Below are 18,617 nucleotides of genomic sequence, written 5' to 3'. Positions count from 1 at the left end.
GCAGGATGATGCCAGTAATCGTTTTCTAGAAGTTTAGTGCATACTGGCGTCTGCGGCACGATTAGAGGCGGCTGTTTCCAGTTTTACTGACCGTTATTGTCTGGCTTTGGCTTAAGAACTGTGGGAATAGCTTCAATTACTTGCGTCGCAATTTGTTCGGGAGTTTGCCCCTCGCCAACGGTGATGTGCAGGTCGGCTTGGGCGTACAGCGGTTTTCGTTGCTCAAACCGCTTTGGGAATTCGGTCGCGATGTCAGCGTTTTTTAACAGAGGTCGGGTGGTATCGTTTTGCAAACGGGCGACTAAAAGTTCCACAGGGACATCCAGCCATACGACGAGACCGTGTTGGAGATAGCTCCAATTTTCTCGCTTCAGGATAATACCGCCGCCAGTAGCGATCGCTAACTTCGTATAAGCCGATAATTCCGACAGCACTTGGCTTTCCAGCTTCCGAAAGCTTTCTTCCCCGTCACTGGCAAAAATCTCATTAATCGATTTTTTGGCAACTTGCTCAATCACCGCGTCGGTATCGAAAAAGTGATAATCCAGATGCTGCGCCAATAAGCGTCCTACGCTTGTCTTTCCCGCACCCATCATGCCAATCAGATAGACATTGATGCCCTTGAGTCGGTCGCGTAGGTTCTGATTGCTTTTTTCCATATTTACAATTGCAGGAGCGATCGCTGTCCTAGTGTAACCATCAACGGAAGAAATTAACTCTTTTACCTCCATATCAAATTTCCCGGTAGCTATCTTTATCCAAGTCTTCCAGCGACGATTGCCACTTTTCTACCAATCCTCCGCGCACGCTGCTTCTCACCCAAGGATGCAGATCGTAGCGGGGATTACCTAGCTCATCTTGTACGTCTTCAATCAAATACCATCGTCTCAGATCCGCAAGTGCTGCATCTAAGTCCGAATCCAGTAATTTCCCAACTTGAGACAACTCGGCTCTGCTAACCGTTGCATCCACCCCGCCCATATAACGCAGTACACTTTTTGCTACCACATTGATTCGCTGCCATGCTGCCTCCAGACAGAAGCGGTAGAAAGTCTCCACTTGTCGGCTGGCAAGCTTTAATTCCGACAAGATTGGCTCAAGTGCTTGATCGTGGAATACTCGCCCAGCCAGAAAATGCAGTGCTAAGGGTGCGCCGCAAGACAATTGATGCATTTGATAAAGCTGTTCGTTGCTTGCCTGCCCTATTACCGAAATGTTGTTGTATTTTGCCTCATCCTCCAACAATTTAGACGACCATCTTGCTTCGAGTCCTGGGATTTCAATTAATCTCACATAGGGAGGTTTAGTTCGGTGTCGGCTGGTAATCAGTGCCCGACTGGGGTTGAGCATTTTGATAAGGTTCGCCAGAATATCTTCAACTTGTGCGGTCTCCGCATTATCCAAGACGACAAGCAATTTCTCTGCTCTCAAACGCTGGTGAACTCGCTCAGGGGGACAATCCAGTTGATGCGCGATTTCATTTAAAAATTTCTTCCACGTCAGCGCCTCAAACTGCTTTTCCTGGCTGATGTAACCATCCACCCACTCGCTTTGCCTCGCTGTCACCCACACCACATCCGCGAACAGATTTCTGTCGAGTGCTTCTTTCGCAATTTGGCTGGCAGCTTCAGATTTGCCATACCCTGGACTGCCGCTGAGGGAAAAAATAGAGAGTTCTGTGGGATCGTCCAAGCGGTTCAATACTTCTTGAATGAAGCTTTCTCGCCCCCACACCATCCGACATCGCGGATTAGGGATAAACAAGCCCTGCTGGCGTTTTTCGTTCCGCTCTAGTGGTGCTTCGGCTGGGGCGTTGAGGGTTCCATTCTCCTGCCAGTATCTTGTACCAGGAGTAGTAGACAAGGAGTCTTGAGGAACGACCTCTTCCCCGATTGGACAGGATAGCAAGCTCTGAGAATTGTCCGGAGCATTCTTAGAAAACTCGCTCCATTCATCATAGGAACAGTTCAGTAACAGATGACATAAGCCGTTGGCAATCCGATACTCGCAGGTTTGGCGGCTCTCCGAGTTCAAAATCGCTTGTAAAGCTTGGCGGGAGGGTTCAAGTGTATTGAGTTGTTTCCGCCACGCACTCAAAAATTCTTGCATTAAGGCACGCTTGCCTTCAGGCTTGTACTTTCTGTTGAATTCTTCGTGTAGCTTTTTCTTTAAGCTTGCGGACAAAAAAACGTTACTGTTATCTCTTCTGAGGTCAAATCCACCAGCCATATAGATACCGATAGACCTTTTTGCGTATTTCTGACAAAATTTGGAGCTTTGTGTCAACAAAATCCTGCAAACTATTAACTTGAGCAACCAACTTGGCTTTGAATTACTTTGAAATTACCCTATAATTGCTTTGTTTCAATTTCAGTAATGTTACGGTTGCCTAATAAGGTTAAATTGTGAAGCACGGTAATCTCACTTAGGATCATCAAAGTTGGGTGTTCTACCATGAAAAATAACCTCAGCAATATCCGCGAAGTCGTCCAACACGCTTTGAGTACAGGCTACTTAACTGTTGCAGCCGAAGAACAGCTGCGGAGACTTTTAACAACTAAGTATGGATTAGAAGACTTCAACGCTTTTATGCAGTTGCAGCAAGCTGCAATGCTGGGTCAAGTGAGGCAAGAGTCCCGCGAACTCGCCCTTTCTCAGCGACTTTCCTGTGGGAGATGCTAGCGGCTAAGCCAAGCATTGGCGAAAAATCGTCCTTTCCAGCCCTTTGTTAACCCGGTAAGGTTAGACGACGGTTGGTTTCGTATCTCCCAGATGGAGCGTTAATTAGCCCCAAGCTTAATAAAAGAGCCACATCTTTAGTCGTCATTTCTTCACAAATCTGCTCAACTAATTTGTCAGCGAGATACGCCCTGACAACAGGTGGCAAGGTGAAATTATTCGAGGTTTTTTCAATCAGCGATCGCCGTCGCAAAGATTCCATTGCTTCTAGCTGCTGCCGTTTCGATACTCCCGGCACCACCTCGTCTCGCAAGGAACGTATAGGAATTAACTTGTGACGAATTGCCAGCCAGTACATTACTTTTTTTTCTAAGTCCGAGAGGCGATTGAACTGCCGATCTAATAGATCTCGGATATCCCCAAAGACAACCAACCCTTCTGCTAAAAAGTCGGTGATATTCCCGTCAAAGACATCTTGAATCGTCGTTGCCACAATTTTCAGGACTAACGGATTCCCGGCATAGCGGTTGATCAGGACTCTACATTCTTCAGCTGAGCCAACTAAACCTTTGAGTTGCAGTAACTCTTGTCCATCGGATGCTGACAACCCCCTCAATTCTAAGGAACGAATGGGTAAGTTTTCCCCTTCTAAGGATGCAATTTCTTTCGGTTTCTCCCGACTGGTGAGAACCAGACAGCTAGGATGGCGTTCTTCTCCCAGACGTCGGAACAGTTCCCCATATCCCTCATATTCGGGACGATAGTATCCAGCGTGTTGGATAGGAGATAAAACTTCCTCAGCTCGATCGAGGACGATCAGACAGCGGTGCGATCGCAGATAAGCCATCAGTAGGGAAATTCCCTCGTCTGCGGTTGCGTCACCGATGATTTCCTGTCCTTGAGACAGAAATTGAACCAAGTTTGCCACCAAATCTTGAACTGATGGAGCATGACGTAGCGATCGCCAAATGACAAACTCAAAATCTTGCTGAATCTGTTCTACTAGCTTCACAGCAAGAGCAGTTTTCCCGATTCCCCCTATCCCTAACAATGCCACTAAGCGGCAGCTGTCGTGGACAATCCACTGCTCTAAGGTTGCCAGTTCTTCCTCGCAACCGTAGTAAGCTGCTACATCAATCACTTCTTCCCAATCCTGGGAAGCGATCGCCGTCCCGATGGCAGATGTCTCAGCTTGACCGTGTTCGGATACGTTAGCGGAATCTATTTTATATCCAGCTTTTGAGAGCAAGTTGGTGACGCGGCTCCAGTTCTTGATTTTTATAACGTCACCCGTCTGGCGAATCAGGAGTTCTTGAATGTATTTGTACAGCCCATTCGATAAGTAAACTCTAACGGCACTGCTAGTGCGACTTTTGTAGACAGTGTCTGCTATTTCTGCTGGACTATAGCCACACAACAATCCTCTTAAGAATTTCTTCTCAACAGGTGTCAAACTCCTTCCTTTGGCAGATGCTAAATCTAGATAAAGCTTCTCCAAATGCCAATTATTTGCTGCTTCTGTAAACTCGTCGTCCTGCCGCTCAACAGTTGATACCATTCTCTCGCGTTGCTAACCTCAATAAAGGCTGTCAACGCCTGATTCTAACGGATTAATTATGAAATCCTAACGAAGTTACGATGAAGTTCTAACGAATTTAATAACGATTGTTAGATGAAGTTTTTTTAATATTTTGGCTATCCTTAAATTTTAGGGAGACTTTATCTAACTTTCATCTAAAGTTCATTAAAATTTCACAGTTTTTGAGAGGGAGAAAAGAGGTGAAGCGATGGTTTTCCTAGGTTTTAACGGCATTACCCTACCCTGCGGCTCAATTATATTGCCCTGGCTCAGAAAAGGCATCCGTAAATTAACTGACGTGAATTCCCTATTTAAAAACCTAATGGTTTCTCCTGGTGTTGATTGAGTTGGTGACAAATTATTATGCTCATCCGCGAACTTGTCGAACAAGCACTGACTATTGGATATTTAACCGTTGAAGCTGAAGATCAACTGCGACAGTTATTAAGAAAAAAGTATGACAATGAGGATTTTAATGCCTTCATGACCTTGCAGAAAGCCGCAATGACAGGTCTTGTTAAGCAGCAATCGCGCGAACTGATGCGGTTATAAGCAGTGGTTTGGAGTTAATTCTTGGGGTTAATGACTTGAGCATTCAGGAGTCAAAATAATAAAGCGTGTGAATGCTTCCCCGGAGAGGGGTTGAGGGAAACCCTCACAAAAAAAAGTCACCCTCTAGGCTTATCGGTTCTTCCAATCAGTGTCAAACTCGTCGTCCTCGTCTTCAAATCCCCAGTCGTCCTCATCCGGATTGGTTTTCCGTACAGGTTCAGGTTCCTGATAGGGCGGGGTAATTACCCGGTAACTAGCATCATAAACGGCTTCAGTTTTTCCCACCCCAGAATTGCGCGGTTCCCGGTAGCTGTAAGAATAGACGGAACCCGATCGAGAGGCGCTTTTCGGTTCTTGCTGACGCTCGTAGGTTGTATGTTCTGCTACAGATTCTTTTGCAAACGGTTGTCGGCTTGGAGTGCGATCGCGCGGTTCCTCCGATTCATCCCCCCAATCATCATCCTCCGCAACCTCCTCTTCCCAGTCATCTCCATCTGCATCGGTATTCGTTGGCTCTGGCGGAGGGGGAGGGGTGTAACTGGTTTGTTGAGTGGTAGAGGTTTGTTGAGTGGTATAGGTAGATTGGGAAGTTTCCCGCCGCGACTGGTTGGCACGAGGGGGTTCTGTAGCTTCTAGTTTGCGGATGCGTGCTTGTAAGGGACGCCGTTGTAGATAGCTCAACAATTGTAAGAAACTGCCAGTCAGGGCACCCGTTGCGATCGCTGCCAAAATCCAAACCCCTACAGGTAGCACTTGCGTCTTAGCACCCAAAAATACCAGCGCTAGCACCGGCGACAAATTTTGTAAAGCAAGTAGTGCTACGGACCCTAGCACCAACATCAGCAGTAAAATCCGAATCGCAGGCATAATCTATTAAAAATTAAAAATTAAAGCTTAAAAATGCAGAATTTCTTCTTGTATTTTCAATTTTACATTTTTAATTTTTCATTTTCCTTCCCATCGGTTAATCGGGATACAGTCAATATCTAGCTGATCTAAGGCACGCGCCACCACAAAGTCTACTAAGTCTTCAATTGTTTGGGGATTGTGATACCAAGCAGGAATTGCTGGGACAATTCGGGCACCTGCTTCTGCCAAAGCCGTCAGGTTACGCAGGTGAATCAAGCTAAAGGGCGTTTCGCGGGGCACAAGAACCAGTTTCCGCCCTTCCTTGAGTTGGACATCTGCTGCTCGCTCCAAAAGGTCGGAACTTAAGCCAGCTGCCAGTTTCGCCACGGTACTCATACTACACGGCATAATCACCATCCCTAGGGTGCGGAAGGAACCACTGGCAATATTGGCTCCCACATCGCCCCAAGGATGGCAGTAAAGTTTACCCTGCGTTTCGACTCCAGCTTGCTGTCGCCAAAATAGTTCCTGTGCCACTGCTTCTACAGGCATCCGGATAGTTTGCTCTGCCTGCCAAACCATGTAAGTAGATTTGGAGGCAACCAGTTCAACGCTGTACTCAGCTTGGAGCAGAAATTTTAAGGCACGTACGGCATAAATTAAGCCAGAGGCACCCGTGATGCCGAGGATAAGGGGTTTGGTCATTAGTAGTAGGTAATGGGTAATTAGCTAAACGGTTAATGGCTCATGGTTCTTGAACACACCATGAGCCATTAACGATTAGCTATTCATCCAATTCAGGATCGACAGAAGGATCTGCTTCTATATCCTCATTGCTGGCTTCGCTACCGCCGCCGACAATGACCAAGTCAATTTGCTGACGATAGTAATCAACGCTCTTAACTTGGACTTCCACGCGATCGCCTAGACGATAGGAAACGCGGCTTTTCCGCCCAACTAGGCAAGCATGACGGGAGCGAAACTCGTACCAGTCATCTTTAAGAGAGCTAACGTGTACCAGTCCTTCCACCAGCAAGTCTTCAATTTCCACAAAGAACCCGTAAGACTGGACGCCGGTAATTAACCCCTGGAAGACTTCTCCCGTGCGTTCCTTCATTAGCTCGGCTTTTTTGAGTCCTTCCAGATCCGCTTGTGCATCTGAAGTCAGCTTTTCACGCTCGTTGAGATGCACAACGATACCCTGTAGCTGGCTTTCTAAATCTTCTTGCACGTCTGGTGGCAAGACATTCCAGTTGATATTGCCGTGGGCGGAACTATGACGCAGATTCACGCTTTCTTTGGCGCGAGTGGTTCGGCGATCGCGTCCTTTCTCGAACACGGCAAGCAATACCCGCGACATCAGTAAATCTGCGTAGCGTCGCAGCGGTGAGAGACAGTGGGTGTAGGGGCTTTCGTCCTCGCCTATTCCCAAAGCCAAACCAAAGTGAGAGCCTGGAGCTGTACTGTAACCACAGGGTCTCAGGGTGGACTGCAACAGATACATCAAGACTCGCTCTGACTGAGATTGAGCGAACATTTGAGTAAAACGTTGATAATCCCGTGATGTCACGGCTTCTTCCTGCTCTAAGCGCAGTTCCATGCCTAGATTACTCGCCAACTTCATCAATTCCTGCACATCCTCCGGGTCTGGAGAAGGCTGAATGCGATACGTTGCAGGCAGAAAGAGTGCTTGCAAATGGGTAGCGATCGCTTGATTTGCCAGGAGCATCAACTCTACGACTAGAGAACGCACTCCTCCCGAAAATACAATCGCTCCTAGGATGCCTTCATCGTTGTAGGGCAATTGAGTACCGGGCAGATTCAGTTCAAATCCTCCCCTCCCTAGGCGCTGTGCTTTCACCGCCGGACTCAGCTCGTAAAACAACTGACTGAGCATTTCAAACACTGGCGCTTCGGCATCTTGATGACGCTCTAAAATTGCTGTCGCTTCGTCGTAACTGAGTTGGCGATCTACTTGAATCACCGTGGGTTGAATCTCATACTCCACCATTTGTCCGGTGGCGGAATCGAGAGTTAACAGTACCGAGATCGCTAAGCGAGCTTCGCCCGGTACCAAGGAGCAGCGACTTGCAACAGCATCCGGTAGCATTGGCAGCACCATGTCTCCCAGATAGACGGTGTTTCCTCGCTTGCGAGCTTCCCGATCCAGGGCTTCTTGTGGCTCAATGTAGTGGGCAACATCCGTGATGTGGACGCCCAACTGCCACACTCCAGCCTCTGTTTTGTTAAGAGTCAGAGCGTTTTCTGTGACGTGCTGAGCGGTTTCGTTCTCACTTCCCGCTCCTGAAGGCTCAGGAATAAAGGCAAGCGTTAACAAATTCCGCAAATCCAGCCGGTGCTTGAAATCTTTTTGACTCGGCTGTTTGGGCAATTCCTCTGCGGCTCTAAGCACCTCAGATGGAAAGTTGCGAGGTAAGTCGTGCTTGCAACAGACAATATCGGTGTCTGCGGCGGCTTCTGCATTACTGCCGAGAATGCGAGCGACTTTGCCAATCGGCGGCTGCGATGCCAGGGGATAGCGTAAAACTTCGACGTGAACGAGGTAATCGACGGCTTCCGCCAAGTTTTGACCGTTCGGATGCAGATTCAGTTCAAATAGCAGTCGATCGTCTAGAGGGACGGCTCTAAAGCCGGTTTCGACTTGCTTGACTCGTGCTAAGACCGAGGGATTGGCTCGTTCTAGAATCAGCCGTACTTCCCCTTCTGGAGAGCGTTTGCGGTTTCCTTCTTTGGTGACTTTGACGAGAACGCGATCGCCATTCCAAGCAGTACTCAGATGGCTCTCTCGGACGTAAATATCCTCCGCTCCTTCTACCTCCTGAATGGCAAAGCAGAACCCTTTACTCGAACAGCGCAGTTTGGCTTCGACGACATCTTCTTCTTGGACGCGCCGATACTTACCGCGATCTTTGACCAAAATGCCAATTTTTTCCAAGGCATCCAAGGCAATTTGTAGTTTAGTTAAGCTCTCTTCATCCTGGCAACGCAGTTTTTTTTCCAGAACCTTAGGAGCAACTAATTTGTCATCTGTGAAATTAGAAAGTAGTGTAGCGATTGAAAATTCCATGCAGCTATGAGTTTGCCTCCACCATAAAAACAATTCTGTTTGTCTAAATTTGTCAGCTGATAGAGATGAGCTAACCTTGTCTCTACAACAGTTGCTTCTTTCTTCTTACCGACTACTGACTGTTGACCGCTGACGATTGAAAGCGATTTTTCTCCTTGTTATCCTGACGCCATGCTTAGAAAGCATGGGTATTTTTACCCTGATGTGGCAGCGCCAAATTCGCCGCGTTTTTAACAGATGTCTCGCTACTACCTGGGTGGCGCGTTTCTCACCCTACAGTATGCGAAACCTTGTCATCGTCATCGAACGCGATGCTCTAGCCTTCTTAGCGCTACACGAGGAGATGCATATCGCGATATACGCTATGCGAGGAGTCGCAGTTAATCGCGGCATACACTACGCGAGCGGAAGATTTTGGACTATCGATTTTAGACTTTGTAAACAAACAAAATTTTGTCTTTTTACAGATTTTGGACAACAGACGGCTGCGTTTGGTAGTCTCTAGTCCACGGTTGGTCGTCTTTAATCTACAGTCCACAGTTGAGCGTCAAGGGAACATCGTCAGGCAACCATCCCTCCTTCAGCCCGCCTTTGCGAATATCAAGCAGATGTCCCGAACAAGAACTCTGGATGCAACCAGCGACTGGCAGCAACCAGTGCTTTCTCTGTTCAGGTGCTTGACGACAAAAGCGACGACAAGCACTTTGTCTGACTGCCTTTTCTCAAGCCAACCACTGTGAAACGGACTCGGTCACTTGCGAGCGTAGCGGGCAGTAGCGAATGGTTTTATACCATACCGATGAACAGTCTCTAATTATTTTAGTTTCTTGCGGTACCTTCTCTAAAATCGTTTTTCAGGGGGCGTACTATACTTAACGTTGATGGGAGCCAAAAAACCCGACTAGGTTTGGGTGGCGTGGAGTATTATGTTTTCTCAATTCCGAGTTCGTTATCCCTTAGGCAGCCTGACCACTGAGTTACTGACCATTCATGAAGGAAAGTACGTGGTCAAAGCCGCTGTTCAAGTCGAAGGTGTCATCCTAGCGACAGGTTTGGCAGCAGCCGGTGAGATTGAGCTGGCAGAAGACAAGGCAACAGCCAGAGCGTTGAACTGTTTGGGAATTCCTGCTGGAAGTTCTAGCCACAACACTCCAGTTACGCAGTCTGATGCTCAGATTACGCAAACTGTGGCGGTTGAGGTGCCAGTGGGGGCGATCGCAAACCCCAGACGCGAAACGGTCATTCCGTCAGAAAGCCCCTCGCAGCCAAGCCCAAATCGGCTGTATTCCGATCCAGTCAGCTTCAATGATATGGCTGGAATGTCCTTCTCAGATCGGGGACAAAAAGAAGCTGCTTCACCACCTCCCGTCGTGCTATCGAATCAGGATGTCCCGTTTGCAGAAGAGTATTCCCCTGCCCATACTGAGCTTTATGGGGATGATGCTGCGATCGAGACACCCGAAGAAATGTCGGGAGGCTTGTTTAGCAGCCAGCATAATCAGCCAATGATCTCATCGCCTGGTTATCACGCTAGCGAAGAGGTTATTCAGCCAAGTCCGATGGATATGACTATCGGCAGCACAAGTTCTGCTGCTGAGGAGATGGACTTATCCGAAGCGATGGCTAGAACGACGGTAGAAATTAAGCGTTTGCGCTGGACTGCTGAGCAAGGAAAAGATTATCTGAAGCGAACCTACGGTAAGCGAGGTCGTTCGGAGCTGAATCAGGAACAATTGCTGGATTTCTTGCATTATCTTGAATCTCTCCCAACACCGGAAAAGTAACCGAGCAAAATTGTCAATAAAAAATGGAGCTTCCCCCATTTTTTATTGACGGGATGTGTAATTTTCTGTATTTCTCCCTCAATCAATCGGGAGCGAAGGATCGTGGATTGATTAACCTCCCATTTTTGCGTAGTAGGGACATAGCATTGCCATGTCCCCACAGAACGTGAACGACCGTAAGTTATTTAATCTATGTTCCTGGGGGATCTCACAACATTTGCTTGACTCGATCCTCCCAAGCCCCGCTTGATGGAGGGACTAACCAGAAATTGCACGTCCGTTAACTTTTAATTCTCTATACCGCTGCAACGGCTGTGCGGGTAGCAGAGGGACTGCGTTTAATCACCTGATCGATCAAACCGTAGTCCTTGGCTTCCTCTGCCGACATAAAGAAATCGCGTTCGGTATCTTCCTCAATCCGCTCGATGGGCTGACCTGTGTGTTTAGCCAGATATTCGTTCAGCTGTCTTTTGTGGTACAGGATTTCCTTGGCTTGAATCTCAATATCGGTGGCTTGACCTTGAGCGCCGCCGAGAGGCTGGTGGATCATGATCCGGGAATGGGGCAGACTCATCCGCTTGCCTTTAGCACCCGCGCTGAGGAGGAAAGCGCCCATACTAGCGGCTAATCCGAGGCAGATGGTGCAAACATCCGGGCGGATTTGATTCATCGTGTCAAAAATGCCCATACCTGCGGTGACGGAACCACCGGGAGAGTTGATATACAGGTAAACGTCTTTCTCTGGATCTTCAGCGTCTAGAAACAGCAGCTGAGCCACGATTAAGTTGGCAAGGTCGGAATCAACCTGTTGTCCCAGGAAGATGATGCGTTCCCGGAGGAGCCGGGAGTAGATATCAAAGGCACGTTCGCCACGACCTGATTGTTCAATAACGGTAGGAATCATGGAGTCTGCTTTTTCGGGTGATTTTTCTTAATTTTAGCGATTGTAGGAGAAAGTACCGGGTGCTGGAAATACTACCGATACAACCCTAGCGAGAAGGTGCGCTTGCAGCAGGTGGATTGGGCTTGTCGGCTGGAATGTAGAACATCAGGGAAAACCCGTCGGTAGCACTGAAAGGGTAGGGGTGTTTTGTCGTTGTGTCCTCTGGGGTTCGGTTTTTCAACAGCGATCGCATCTTGCTGGTTGTCTGCGTCAGGAAACAATCGCCCAACCGGGTGAATCAATGGGACGAAGTGCGATCGCTATAGCAAATCGTACTGTTAGAACTATTCGGGGATGGAGGGAACCGAGTCATGCCTAAAAGACTTCTGCAAGCCGCCACGATCACCTTGTTGCTCAATGTAATCGCAGCACTAAGCGTCCCAACCACAATTCAAACACCGCGATCGCTCTCAACTGCTCAACCCAACGCTAATGGGGAGTTGACTGGATCGACTTCTGTACAGATGCGTCCTTATTAACAAAGGAGTTGCTCGATATGACCGTGCAATTTAAAGATTTAGAAGCGATCGCTCAACAGAAGATTGACTTAACGCCAACAGCAGCACTGGCTGCACAGACACGGCAATATCAGGATGTACCTTTAGAAGAAATCTACGATTTACTCGAAAGTGTCACAGAACCTTTTACCGTGTTAGCGGATTCTCTTCCTACACCACTCCAACAAAGTGCCCGACAAGAAATTGAGTTTTTTGTCTGTTTGTACCAACAGCGCCTCGATCGCCCCCTCCATCAATCAAGCCAGAGATAGGATGCTTTAATTGATGGAAGTTATTGGTAGGCGCGGTAGCGAAGCGGTGTTGCTCTTAGCACGCTCCTAGCACCCCTGTCCTAGCGCTCTAGTTGCTCGCTTGGATAGGGGCGGCATCTATAATCTACGCAAGCTAGAGCAGTTGGGGCGCTTTTCTTTTTCTCGTCCCTCTGCTTCCCGTGAACCAGGCAATGTTATTCAAACCCAAAGACATAAAGAACGCTAAGAAAGGAAAGAAACTAATTTTGTTATAAACAAGGATAAAATCTCTATATATCAATATCAAACTTTGTTACGAAAAGAAGTTGACTTGAACATGAAAAAAAGCATTTTTCTATTTTTGTTATTAGCCTTGGGTTCTTTTTCAGTAGTTTATTATTACTGGAAACAGGCGACCCAACTTCCTGAGTGGTACGTTACCAAAGAAAAAACTACAAATCCTCAAGTTAGGCAAATTAACTTTCGCAATGAAGCTGAAGTCCAAACAGTCAAAGACAGATTGCAAAGAAATGTTGATGCCAAAATAGAAAATAGCATTGGGGCTAGCCAAGGATTGCCAACAAAACTAGGCAGACGCGATGGAGGTGATGAAAAAACTGCTATTGATAAAATTACCGAAAACCCGCAAGCGGAATTAGGCACTCAAAATATAGAAATTGATTTGAGCGAACATGAAGTTAATGATTTGGTAATTTCAACAATTGCTAAAGATAAAAATACCAGTAAGTTACTGGCATCTACCAAGGGCCTCAATACAACCATCAAGAATGGTCAGGTAGAAAGCGGGGTTGTATTCAATGTCTCAGAAGTTCCCAAAGAAGAACTGAATCAACAAGAGAAAGAATTGTTGGAAAAAGTTATAAAAACATTCCCTTTTTTAGAAGAGAAAGAAGTTTATATTGGTGTGGAAGGTAAGCCAAGGGTAGAAAATGGGCAATTAAAACTTGAAGAACAAACAAAAATAAAAGTGGGGAATTTGAGTTTTACGACAGCAGAACTTTCCCAGCGGCTGGGAATTCCTCAAGAGAAAATTGAACAAAGATTGAAACTGGAACTGGAATTGGGACGTTTAAAAATAAACGATATCGAAATTAAAGAAAATAACGCTTCGCTCAAAGGTTCGGTTAACTAATGTACTCACCCAGCCACGATTGACCAGAATCTAGCGTGGGATGGAGCGATCGCTCCATTCATCACGCTAAACTGCTAGGGGTGAAAACGTACTCATATCGAGTTCTGCTATTAGCCCCATGACCAATCGCCTCAATCAAGCTGAAAGCCTGTACCTCCGCAAACACGCTGAAAATCCCATCGACTGGTGGCCTTGGAGTGAAGAAGCCCTAGAAGCTGCCAAGCGGGACAATAAGCCAATTTTCCTATCGATTGGCTACTCCAGCTGCCACTGGTGTACGGTGATGGAAGGAGAAGCGTTTTCCGACCAGGCGATCGCAGAGTACATGAACGCTAACTTTATCCCGATCAAGGTAGACCGGGAAGAACGACCTGACATTGATAGTATTTATATGCAGGCGTTACAGATGATGGTAGGTCAAGGCGGTTGGCCCTTGAATGTCTTTCTCTCTCCTGAGGATCGGGTGCCGTTTTATGGCGGTACCTATTTTCCGGTAGAACCGCGCTACGGGCGTCCCGGATTTTTACAAGTGCTACAAGCGATTCGTGGTTACTACGATACAGACAAAGCGAAGTTGCACGCGGTAAAAGAAGAACTTCTGGGTCATCTCCAGCAAGCAGCCATTCTGCGACCAAGTATGGGGACGGGTTTAAAACCTGCCTTGACCAACAAGGATTTGCTACAGCAGGGGTTAGAAACGAATACCGGGATAGTGGCTTCTAGCGAACATGGCGCTAGTTTCCCAATGATGCCCTATGCCGAGTTGGCGCTGCGAGCAATTCGATTTAATTTTGAATCCAAATACGACGCCAAGCAGGCGTGTACCCAGCGCGGTTTAGATTTAGCACTGGGCGGGATTTACGACCATGTAGGCGGCGGTTTTCACCGCTACACGGTCGATCCGACTTGGACGGTACCGCATTTTGAAAAAATGCTCTATGACAATGGTCAGATCGTGGAGTATCTGGCTGATTTGTGGAGTGCTGGGATACAAGAACCGGCATTTGAAAGAGCGATCGCAGGCACATTTCAATGGCTAAAGCGAGAAATGACGGCACCGGAGGGGTACTTCTATGCTGCCCAAGACGCGGATAATTTTACCCATCCAGAGGAAGCAGAACCAGAGGAAGGGGCATTTTATGTCTGGACGTACCCTGAAGTAGTCGAATTGCTGACTCCAGACGAGTTAGACGAAATTCAACTGCAATTTACCGTGACGCCGGGGGGCAACTTTGAAGGTCTCAACGTCTTACAGCGCCGCCATCCAGATATTTTGAGCGAAACAGTAGAAAAGGCACTCGCAAAGCTATTTGAAGCGCGTTACGGTACGTCTCCCGCCGCCATAGAAACCTTTCCTCCTGCCCGCAATAACCACGAGGCAAAAACTGGCAACTGGTCGGGTCGAATTCCGCCAGTAACGGATACTAAAATGATTGTGGCTTGGAATAGCCTGATGATTTCAGGTTTAGCGAGAGCTTACGGGGTATTTGGGAAGGAAGAATATCTGTCCTTAGCTGGAAAAGCGGCTAATTTCATTTTGGATTGTCAGTGGGTAGAAGGACGCTTCCACCGTCTCAACTACGACGGGAAACCTTCGGTACTGGCGCAGTCGGAAGATTACGCTTTGTTTATCAAAGCGCTGCTAGATTTGCACCAAGTAACTCACGCTAGTTTCTGGATGGAGAAAGCGATCGCCCTCCAAGAAGAATTTGACGAATTCCTCTGGAGTGTGGAACTAGGTGGATACTATAACACCGCCAGCGATGCTAGTAGCGATCTGTTAGTGCGAGAACGCAGCTATGTGGATAGTGCCACACCATCCGCCAATGGGATTGCGATCGCTAACTTAGTGCGTCTGGCTTTACTCACCGAAAATCTTACCTATCTCGACCGCAGCGAACAAGCTTTGCAAGCCTTCAGCAGTGTGATGCATCAGTCACCTCAAGCTTGTCCCAGTTTGTTTACTGCCCTAGATTGGTATCATCACTGTACCTTGGTTCGCACTACTGTTAACCACTTGACTTCTTTGGTTGGGCAATATCTGCCTACAACGGTATCGATGGCAGAGTCGAATTTGCCATCAGGTGCGGTGGGATTAGTTTGTCAAGGACTAACTTGTCTGGAACCTTCCCAAAGTCGCGACCAAATGTGGGAACAAGTGCAGCGAAGTCAAATTCGCAATTAAAAGTACCAAGTTAGAAATTAAAGAGGTAAGATTTAATTCTTCTTTTTTAATTTCACCTTCGGAATTGGCTTTAGCGATTAGCCGCAATTTATTTTAGGATGGTGCTTCACAAATCATTTAGGGCTGCGATAGCAATCCTATTTTAATTGTGAGATGCTAGATTTCCGAATCCCCGGCTTCTCTCAGCCGGCGGGGATCTTGCCTTTACATACAATTATTGAGGGCTACGATATAGACTTTTTATTTTATTTCTGTTAAAGTAAAATCGCCAAGGAAGAACTAGCTTTTAATATTTAAATCAGACATATTTATATTATTTAAGGATACCTTGGGCAGCCTAATTAAGAAAGTCATATTAAATAAAAATTTTGCGCGATCGCCTGCAAGCCGTTATCCCCACTCGTAATTAAAAATGTAAGGGTCAGCAGATTTGCACAACTAATCTAACGGTTGGTTGCGATTAGTTATTAGCTCTGAATTATCACCAATAACTAATGACAGCTTCAACATAGGTTTCTTTACGCTCTCCTACTTAATTTTTAATTTCAGAAGGCGGAATTTTCTCAAGGCTAATTAAGGCTTCCATCACTGATTTCACTACAGGTGCGGCTACGGTGGAACCATAGACCTTGCCCTTCGGTTCATCGACAACAGCTAGAACCACATAGCGGGGAGCATCAACCGGAAAAATGCCCACAAAGCTAGTGATTCTGGCAGAGCTAGAATATCCCCCAGTAGCGCTGGCTTTCTGGGAAGTGCCCGTTTTCCCTCCTATTCGATAGCCTGGGATTTGCGCCGCTTTCCCGGTGCCCTTCGTGACGACCGCTTCCATCATTTCTAACACCGTCTGAGTCGTCGATGGGGAAAAGACGGGGCGCGGCGTGGGTAGCGTTGGCTGCCAGTACATCTGCCCTTGGGAGTCGATGAGTCCCCGGACGAGATGAGGAGTTACCAGTTTGCCACCATTGGCGAGAGCAGCGTGCAACTGAGCCAGATGGATGGGGGTGAGAGAAAAGCCCTGACCAAAGGAGGTGGTAGCGGGTTCAATTCGAGATGACGTAAACTGCTCTTGGCTTTTCATTTGTCCGGGTGATTCAAAGGGCAGGTCGATACCAACCGCTTGCCCCAGCCCCAGCCGTTCCAGCCAACCGTAGTAGATACTCGGCTTGAGTTGTTGGATGACTTGCACCATGCCGACGTTGCTCGACTGTTGCAGAATCTGAGAAATCGACAGGGCACCGTGACTGCCCTCTTCAGCATTTTTGATCTGCCAGCCAGCTACCTGAATCTGACCTCGATCGTAGAATACAGTGTCGGGTTTGATGGCTCCCGCTTCTAGCGCGATCGCTATATTGAGCGGCTTAAACGTCGAACCCGGTTCATAAAGGTCTGCCAGCGCCCAGTTCTTAAACAAACCCACGTCAGATGTAGAATACTCATTCGGGTTGTACGTCGGCTCTGCAACCAGCGATAGCACCGCACCATCCCGCGCATCCATCACGATGATAGTGCCCCGTTTGGCACTAAACAATTCCATTTGTTGCTTGAGGGCAGAACGAGCAGCACGTTGCAGGCGATTATCTATTGTCAGTTGGAGTTGCAGCTCATCAAAATGCAGCAATCCTTCGGGCAGGTGATCCGGCATCAACGTTCCGTTACCAGCGCGGCTAAGCCGAACGGTGCGAACAGCCCGGGTGAGTAAATTTTCCTGGCTATACTCCACACCCGCCTGACCGCGATGATCCACATCCACATAGCCCACCACGTCTGCGGCTAGATCCTGCTGGGGATAGAGGCGGGCGTAATGTTGAATCAGCTCTAAGCCATCGGTTCGCAAATGGGAAATACCGTCGGCTTCTTCTTCTGTCAGGGCGTAGGCAACCCGAATTCCACTTTCCTGCTTGTTGAACTGCTTAAGCAAATTGTCAGCAGAAACTCCCAAAATCACCGCCAATTTCGTCGCAATTGCCTGTTTAGATTGTTTAAACAGCTTTGGATGGGCGTACAGCGTATAGGCGGGACGGTCAGTTGCCAAAACGTTACCACTGCGATCCACAATCGAGCGTCGGGGAACAAAGGGGCGCAGATAGACCATCTGCTGCTGTCGCGCTTTTTGCAGCAGGCTCGGTGCCTGCACCACTTGTAGGCGATACAAATTGATCGCCAGCCCTAGCCCGCTCAGAGACATGATTAGCCAAACAAGCAGCAACCGTAAGGATGAAGTACCCAGCAACAAGGACGGAGAACGCAATAGGCTCCAATCAAAAGACTTCTGAGGTAAAGACTGCTGTGGTGATATCTTCTCCTGTTGCCGATTTTCGCCGCCTTGCTTTGGTTCTGATGACTGACGGCTTTTTCCGTTTTGAGTGGGTTTTCGAGGCAGTTTTTTCACTGACTCTGGCATTCCACTTCCATTCTGGTTCAACTCGCTCGTCCCTTTAGCAGTTCCAGAAACCTTTTGCGTAGGCAGCGACCTACGATTGCTGACTCCTGACTTTTCCATACCTCGTTAATAGCCTAGTGGCGTAGTTGGGGATGTTTCTGAGTTAGGAGCTGCCACTGGCTTGGGCCGTGACTGGCGCTGGGGTGCTGGCGGCAGAAAGATGGTGTTAGCTGGATTGGGAGCAACCAAACCCGTACCCGGACGCTCAGCTTCTTGAGCCAACTGATTTTTTAGGGCTTCATTTGCCGCTGTCATTTGCCGCTCGTTGCGTTGCAGATTTTCTAACTTGCGGTACTCCTGGCTCCACATCTGCTGAGTATAGACCGTCCAGGCATAAACTCCCAGGGTGCTAGCAATCAGGAAGAAGCATACCAGGTTGGAGGTGCGCTGCAATGTCACCAGCGATCGCAGCCATGCGGGTGTCTGTGCCTGAAAGTCCCGCTGTTGGGAGCTTCTGCTACGGGTTCTAGACGATGAACCGCTTTCGGAACGCAGGGGTATTGCCTTTCCTCTAGGTTGCCGCGAGGAAACAGTGCTTCTTCTATCCGGACGGTGACGATCTGGAGTCAGGGAGTGAGGGGCAGCAGCCATAAGTAGTTCTTTTTATTAGTATC

General features: G+C 47.8%; 16 protein-coding genes and 1 pseudogene. 7 read left to right on the top strand and 10 right to left on the bottom strand.

The window, feature by feature from the left end:
• Positions 1 to 83: 83 nt before the first annotated feature.
• A complete protein-coding gene (locus tag NDI44_RS07675; RefSeq protein ID WP_190410914.1) occupies positions 84 to 659 on the bottom strand; it encodes a shikimate kinase in 576 nt (191 codons plus the stop codon).
• A 73-nt stretch (positions 660 to 732) separates the two neighbouring features.
• Complete coding sequence (locus NDI44_RS07670; RefSeq protein ID WP_190410666.1) at positions 733 to 2,184, bottom strand: NB-ARC domain-containing protein; 1,452 nt, start codon at positions 2,182 to 2,184, stop codon at positions 733 to 735.
• 270 nt (positions 2,185 to 2,454) lie between these two features.
• Between NDI44_RS07670 and NDI44_RS07665 the strand changes: the two genes are divergently transcribed.
• A complete protein-coding gene (locus NDI44_RS07665) occupies positions 2,455 to 2,682 on the top strand; it encodes a hypothetical protein (RefSeq protein ID WP_190410665.1) in 228 nt (75 codons plus the stop codon).
• A 46-nt stretch (positions 2,683 to 2,728) separates the two neighbouring features.
• On the opposite strand, the gene NDI44_RS07660 is transcribed toward NDI44_RS07665, so the two are convergent.
• The gene (locus NDI44_RS07660; RefSeq protein WP_190410664.1) at positions 2,729 to 4,237 is read right to left on the bottom strand and encodes an NB-ARC domain-containing protein; all 1,509 of its coding nucleotides are present in this window, start codon (positions 4,235 to 4,237) and stop codon (positions 2,729 to 2,731) included.
• A gap of 381 nt (positions 4,238 to 4,618) precedes the next feature.
• Between NDI44_RS07660 and NDI44_RS07655 the strand changes: the two genes are divergently transcribed.
• Positions 4,619 to 4,810 (top strand): hypothetical protein, encoded by a 192-nt coding sequence (locus NDI44_RS07655; protein WP_190410913.1) that lies wholly within the window; start codon positions 4,619 to 4,621, stop codon positions 4,808 to 4,810.
• A gap of 129 nt (positions 4,811 to 4,939) precedes the next feature.
• On the opposite strand, the gene NDI44_RS07650 is transcribed toward NDI44_RS07655, so the two are convergent.
• The 3 genes from NDI44_RS07650 to NDI44_RS07640 form a co-directional block, all read right to left on the bottom strand.
• A complete protein-coding gene (locus NDI44_RS07650) occupies positions 4,940 to 5,677 on the bottom strand; it encodes a LapA family protein (protein WP_190410663.1) in 738 nt (245 codons plus the stop codon).
• Positions 5,678 to 5,755: 78 nt separating this feature from the next.
• On the bottom strand, positions 5,756 to 6,364 hold the full coding sequence (locus NDI44_RS07645; protein WP_190410662.1) for a flavin prenyltransferase UbiX: 609 nt from the start codon (positions 6,362 to 6,364) through the stop codon (positions 5,756 to 5,758).
• A gap of 79 nt (positions 6,365 to 6,443) precedes the next feature.
• Positions 6,444 to 8,747 (bottom strand): ribonuclease R family protein, encoded by a 2,304-nt coding sequence (locus tag NDI44_RS07640; protein WP_190410661.1) that lies wholly within the window; start codon positions 8,745 to 8,747, stop codon positions 6,444 to 6,446.
• A 926-nt stretch (positions 8,748 to 9,673) separates the two neighbouring features.
• Between NDI44_RS07640 and NDI44_RS07635 the strand changes: the two genes are divergently transcribed.
• A complete protein-coding gene (locus NDI44_RS07635) occupies positions 9,674 to 10,531 on the top strand; it encodes a hypothetical protein (RefSeq protein WP_190410660.1) in 858 nt (285 codons plus the stop codon).
• A 295-nt stretch (positions 10,532 to 10,826) separates the two neighbouring features.
• Here the strand turns inward: NDI44_RS07635 and clpP are convergent.
• Both clpP and NDI44_RS07625 read right to left on the bottom strand, forming a co-directional pair.
• Positions 10,827 to 11,438, bottom strand: a pseudogene (clpP, locus tag NDI44_RS07630) (ATP-dependent Clp endopeptidase proteolytic subunit ClpP); the annotation flags it as partial.
• 68 nt (positions 11,439 to 11,506) lie between these two features.
• Entirely contained in the window at positions 11,507 to 11,695 is a 189-nt protein-coding gene (locus NDI44_RS07625; RefSeq protein WP_190410658.1) for a hypothetical protein, read from the bottom strand.
• Positions 11,696 to 11,785: 90 nt separating this feature from the next.
• On the opposite strand from NDI44_RS07625, the gene NDI44_RS07620 reads away from it, so the two are divergent.
• The 4 genes from NDI44_RS07620 to NDI44_RS07605 all read left to right on the top strand — a co-directional run bounded on the left by NDI44_RS07620 (position 11,786) and on the right by NDI44_RS07605 (position 15,560).
• Positions 11,786 to 11,953, top strand: a complete 168-nt coding sequence (locus tag NDI44_RS07620; RefSeq protein WP_190410657.1) for a hypothetical protein — start codon at positions 11,786 to 11,788, stop codon at positions 11,951 to 11,953.
• A gap of 17 nt (positions 11,954 to 11,970) precedes the next feature.
• On the top strand, positions 11,971 to 12,243 hold the full coding sequence (locus NDI44_RS07615) for a hypothetical protein (protein ID WP_190410656.1): 273 nt from the start codon (positions 11,971 to 11,973) through the stop codon (positions 12,241 to 12,243).
• Between the two features lie 316 nt (positions 12,244 to 12,559).
• Complete coding sequence (locus tag NDI44_RS07610; RefSeq protein WP_190410655.1) at positions 12,560 to 13,375, top strand: hypothetical protein; 816 nt, start codon at positions 12,560 to 12,562, stop codon at positions 13,373 to 13,375.
• A 118-nt stretch (positions 13,376 to 13,493) separates the two neighbouring features.
• On the top strand, positions 13,494 to 15,560 hold the full coding sequence (locus NDI44_RS07605; protein WP_190410654.1) for a thioredoxin domain-containing protein: 2,067 nt from the start codon (positions 13,494 to 13,496) through the stop codon (positions 15,558 to 15,560).
• A 532-nt stretch (positions 15,561 to 16,092) separates the two neighbouring features.
• On the opposite strand, the gene NDI44_RS07600 is transcribed toward NDI44_RS07605, so the two are convergent.
• A complete protein-coding gene (locus tag NDI44_RS07600) occupies positions 16,093 to 17,748 on the bottom strand; it encodes a penicillin-binding protein 2 (protein ID WP_199302347.1) in 1,656 nt (551 codons plus the stop codon).
• Between the two features lie 321 nt (positions 17,749 to 18,069).
• Complete coding sequence (locus NDI44_RS07595; RefSeq protein WP_242031517.1) at positions 18,070 to 18,594, bottom strand: hypothetical protein; 525 nt, start codon at positions 18,592 to 18,594, stop codon at positions 18,070 to 18,072.
• Between the last annotated feature and the right edge of the window lie 23 nt (positions 18,595 to 18,617).

This window comes from Trichocoleus sp. DQ-A3 (assembly GCF_039961975.1).
Lineage (GTDB): Bacteria > Cyanobacteriota > Cyanobacteriia > Cyanobacteriales > FACHB-T130 > FACHB-T130.
This window is presented reverse-complemented; position numbering and strand designations above follow the sequence as displayed.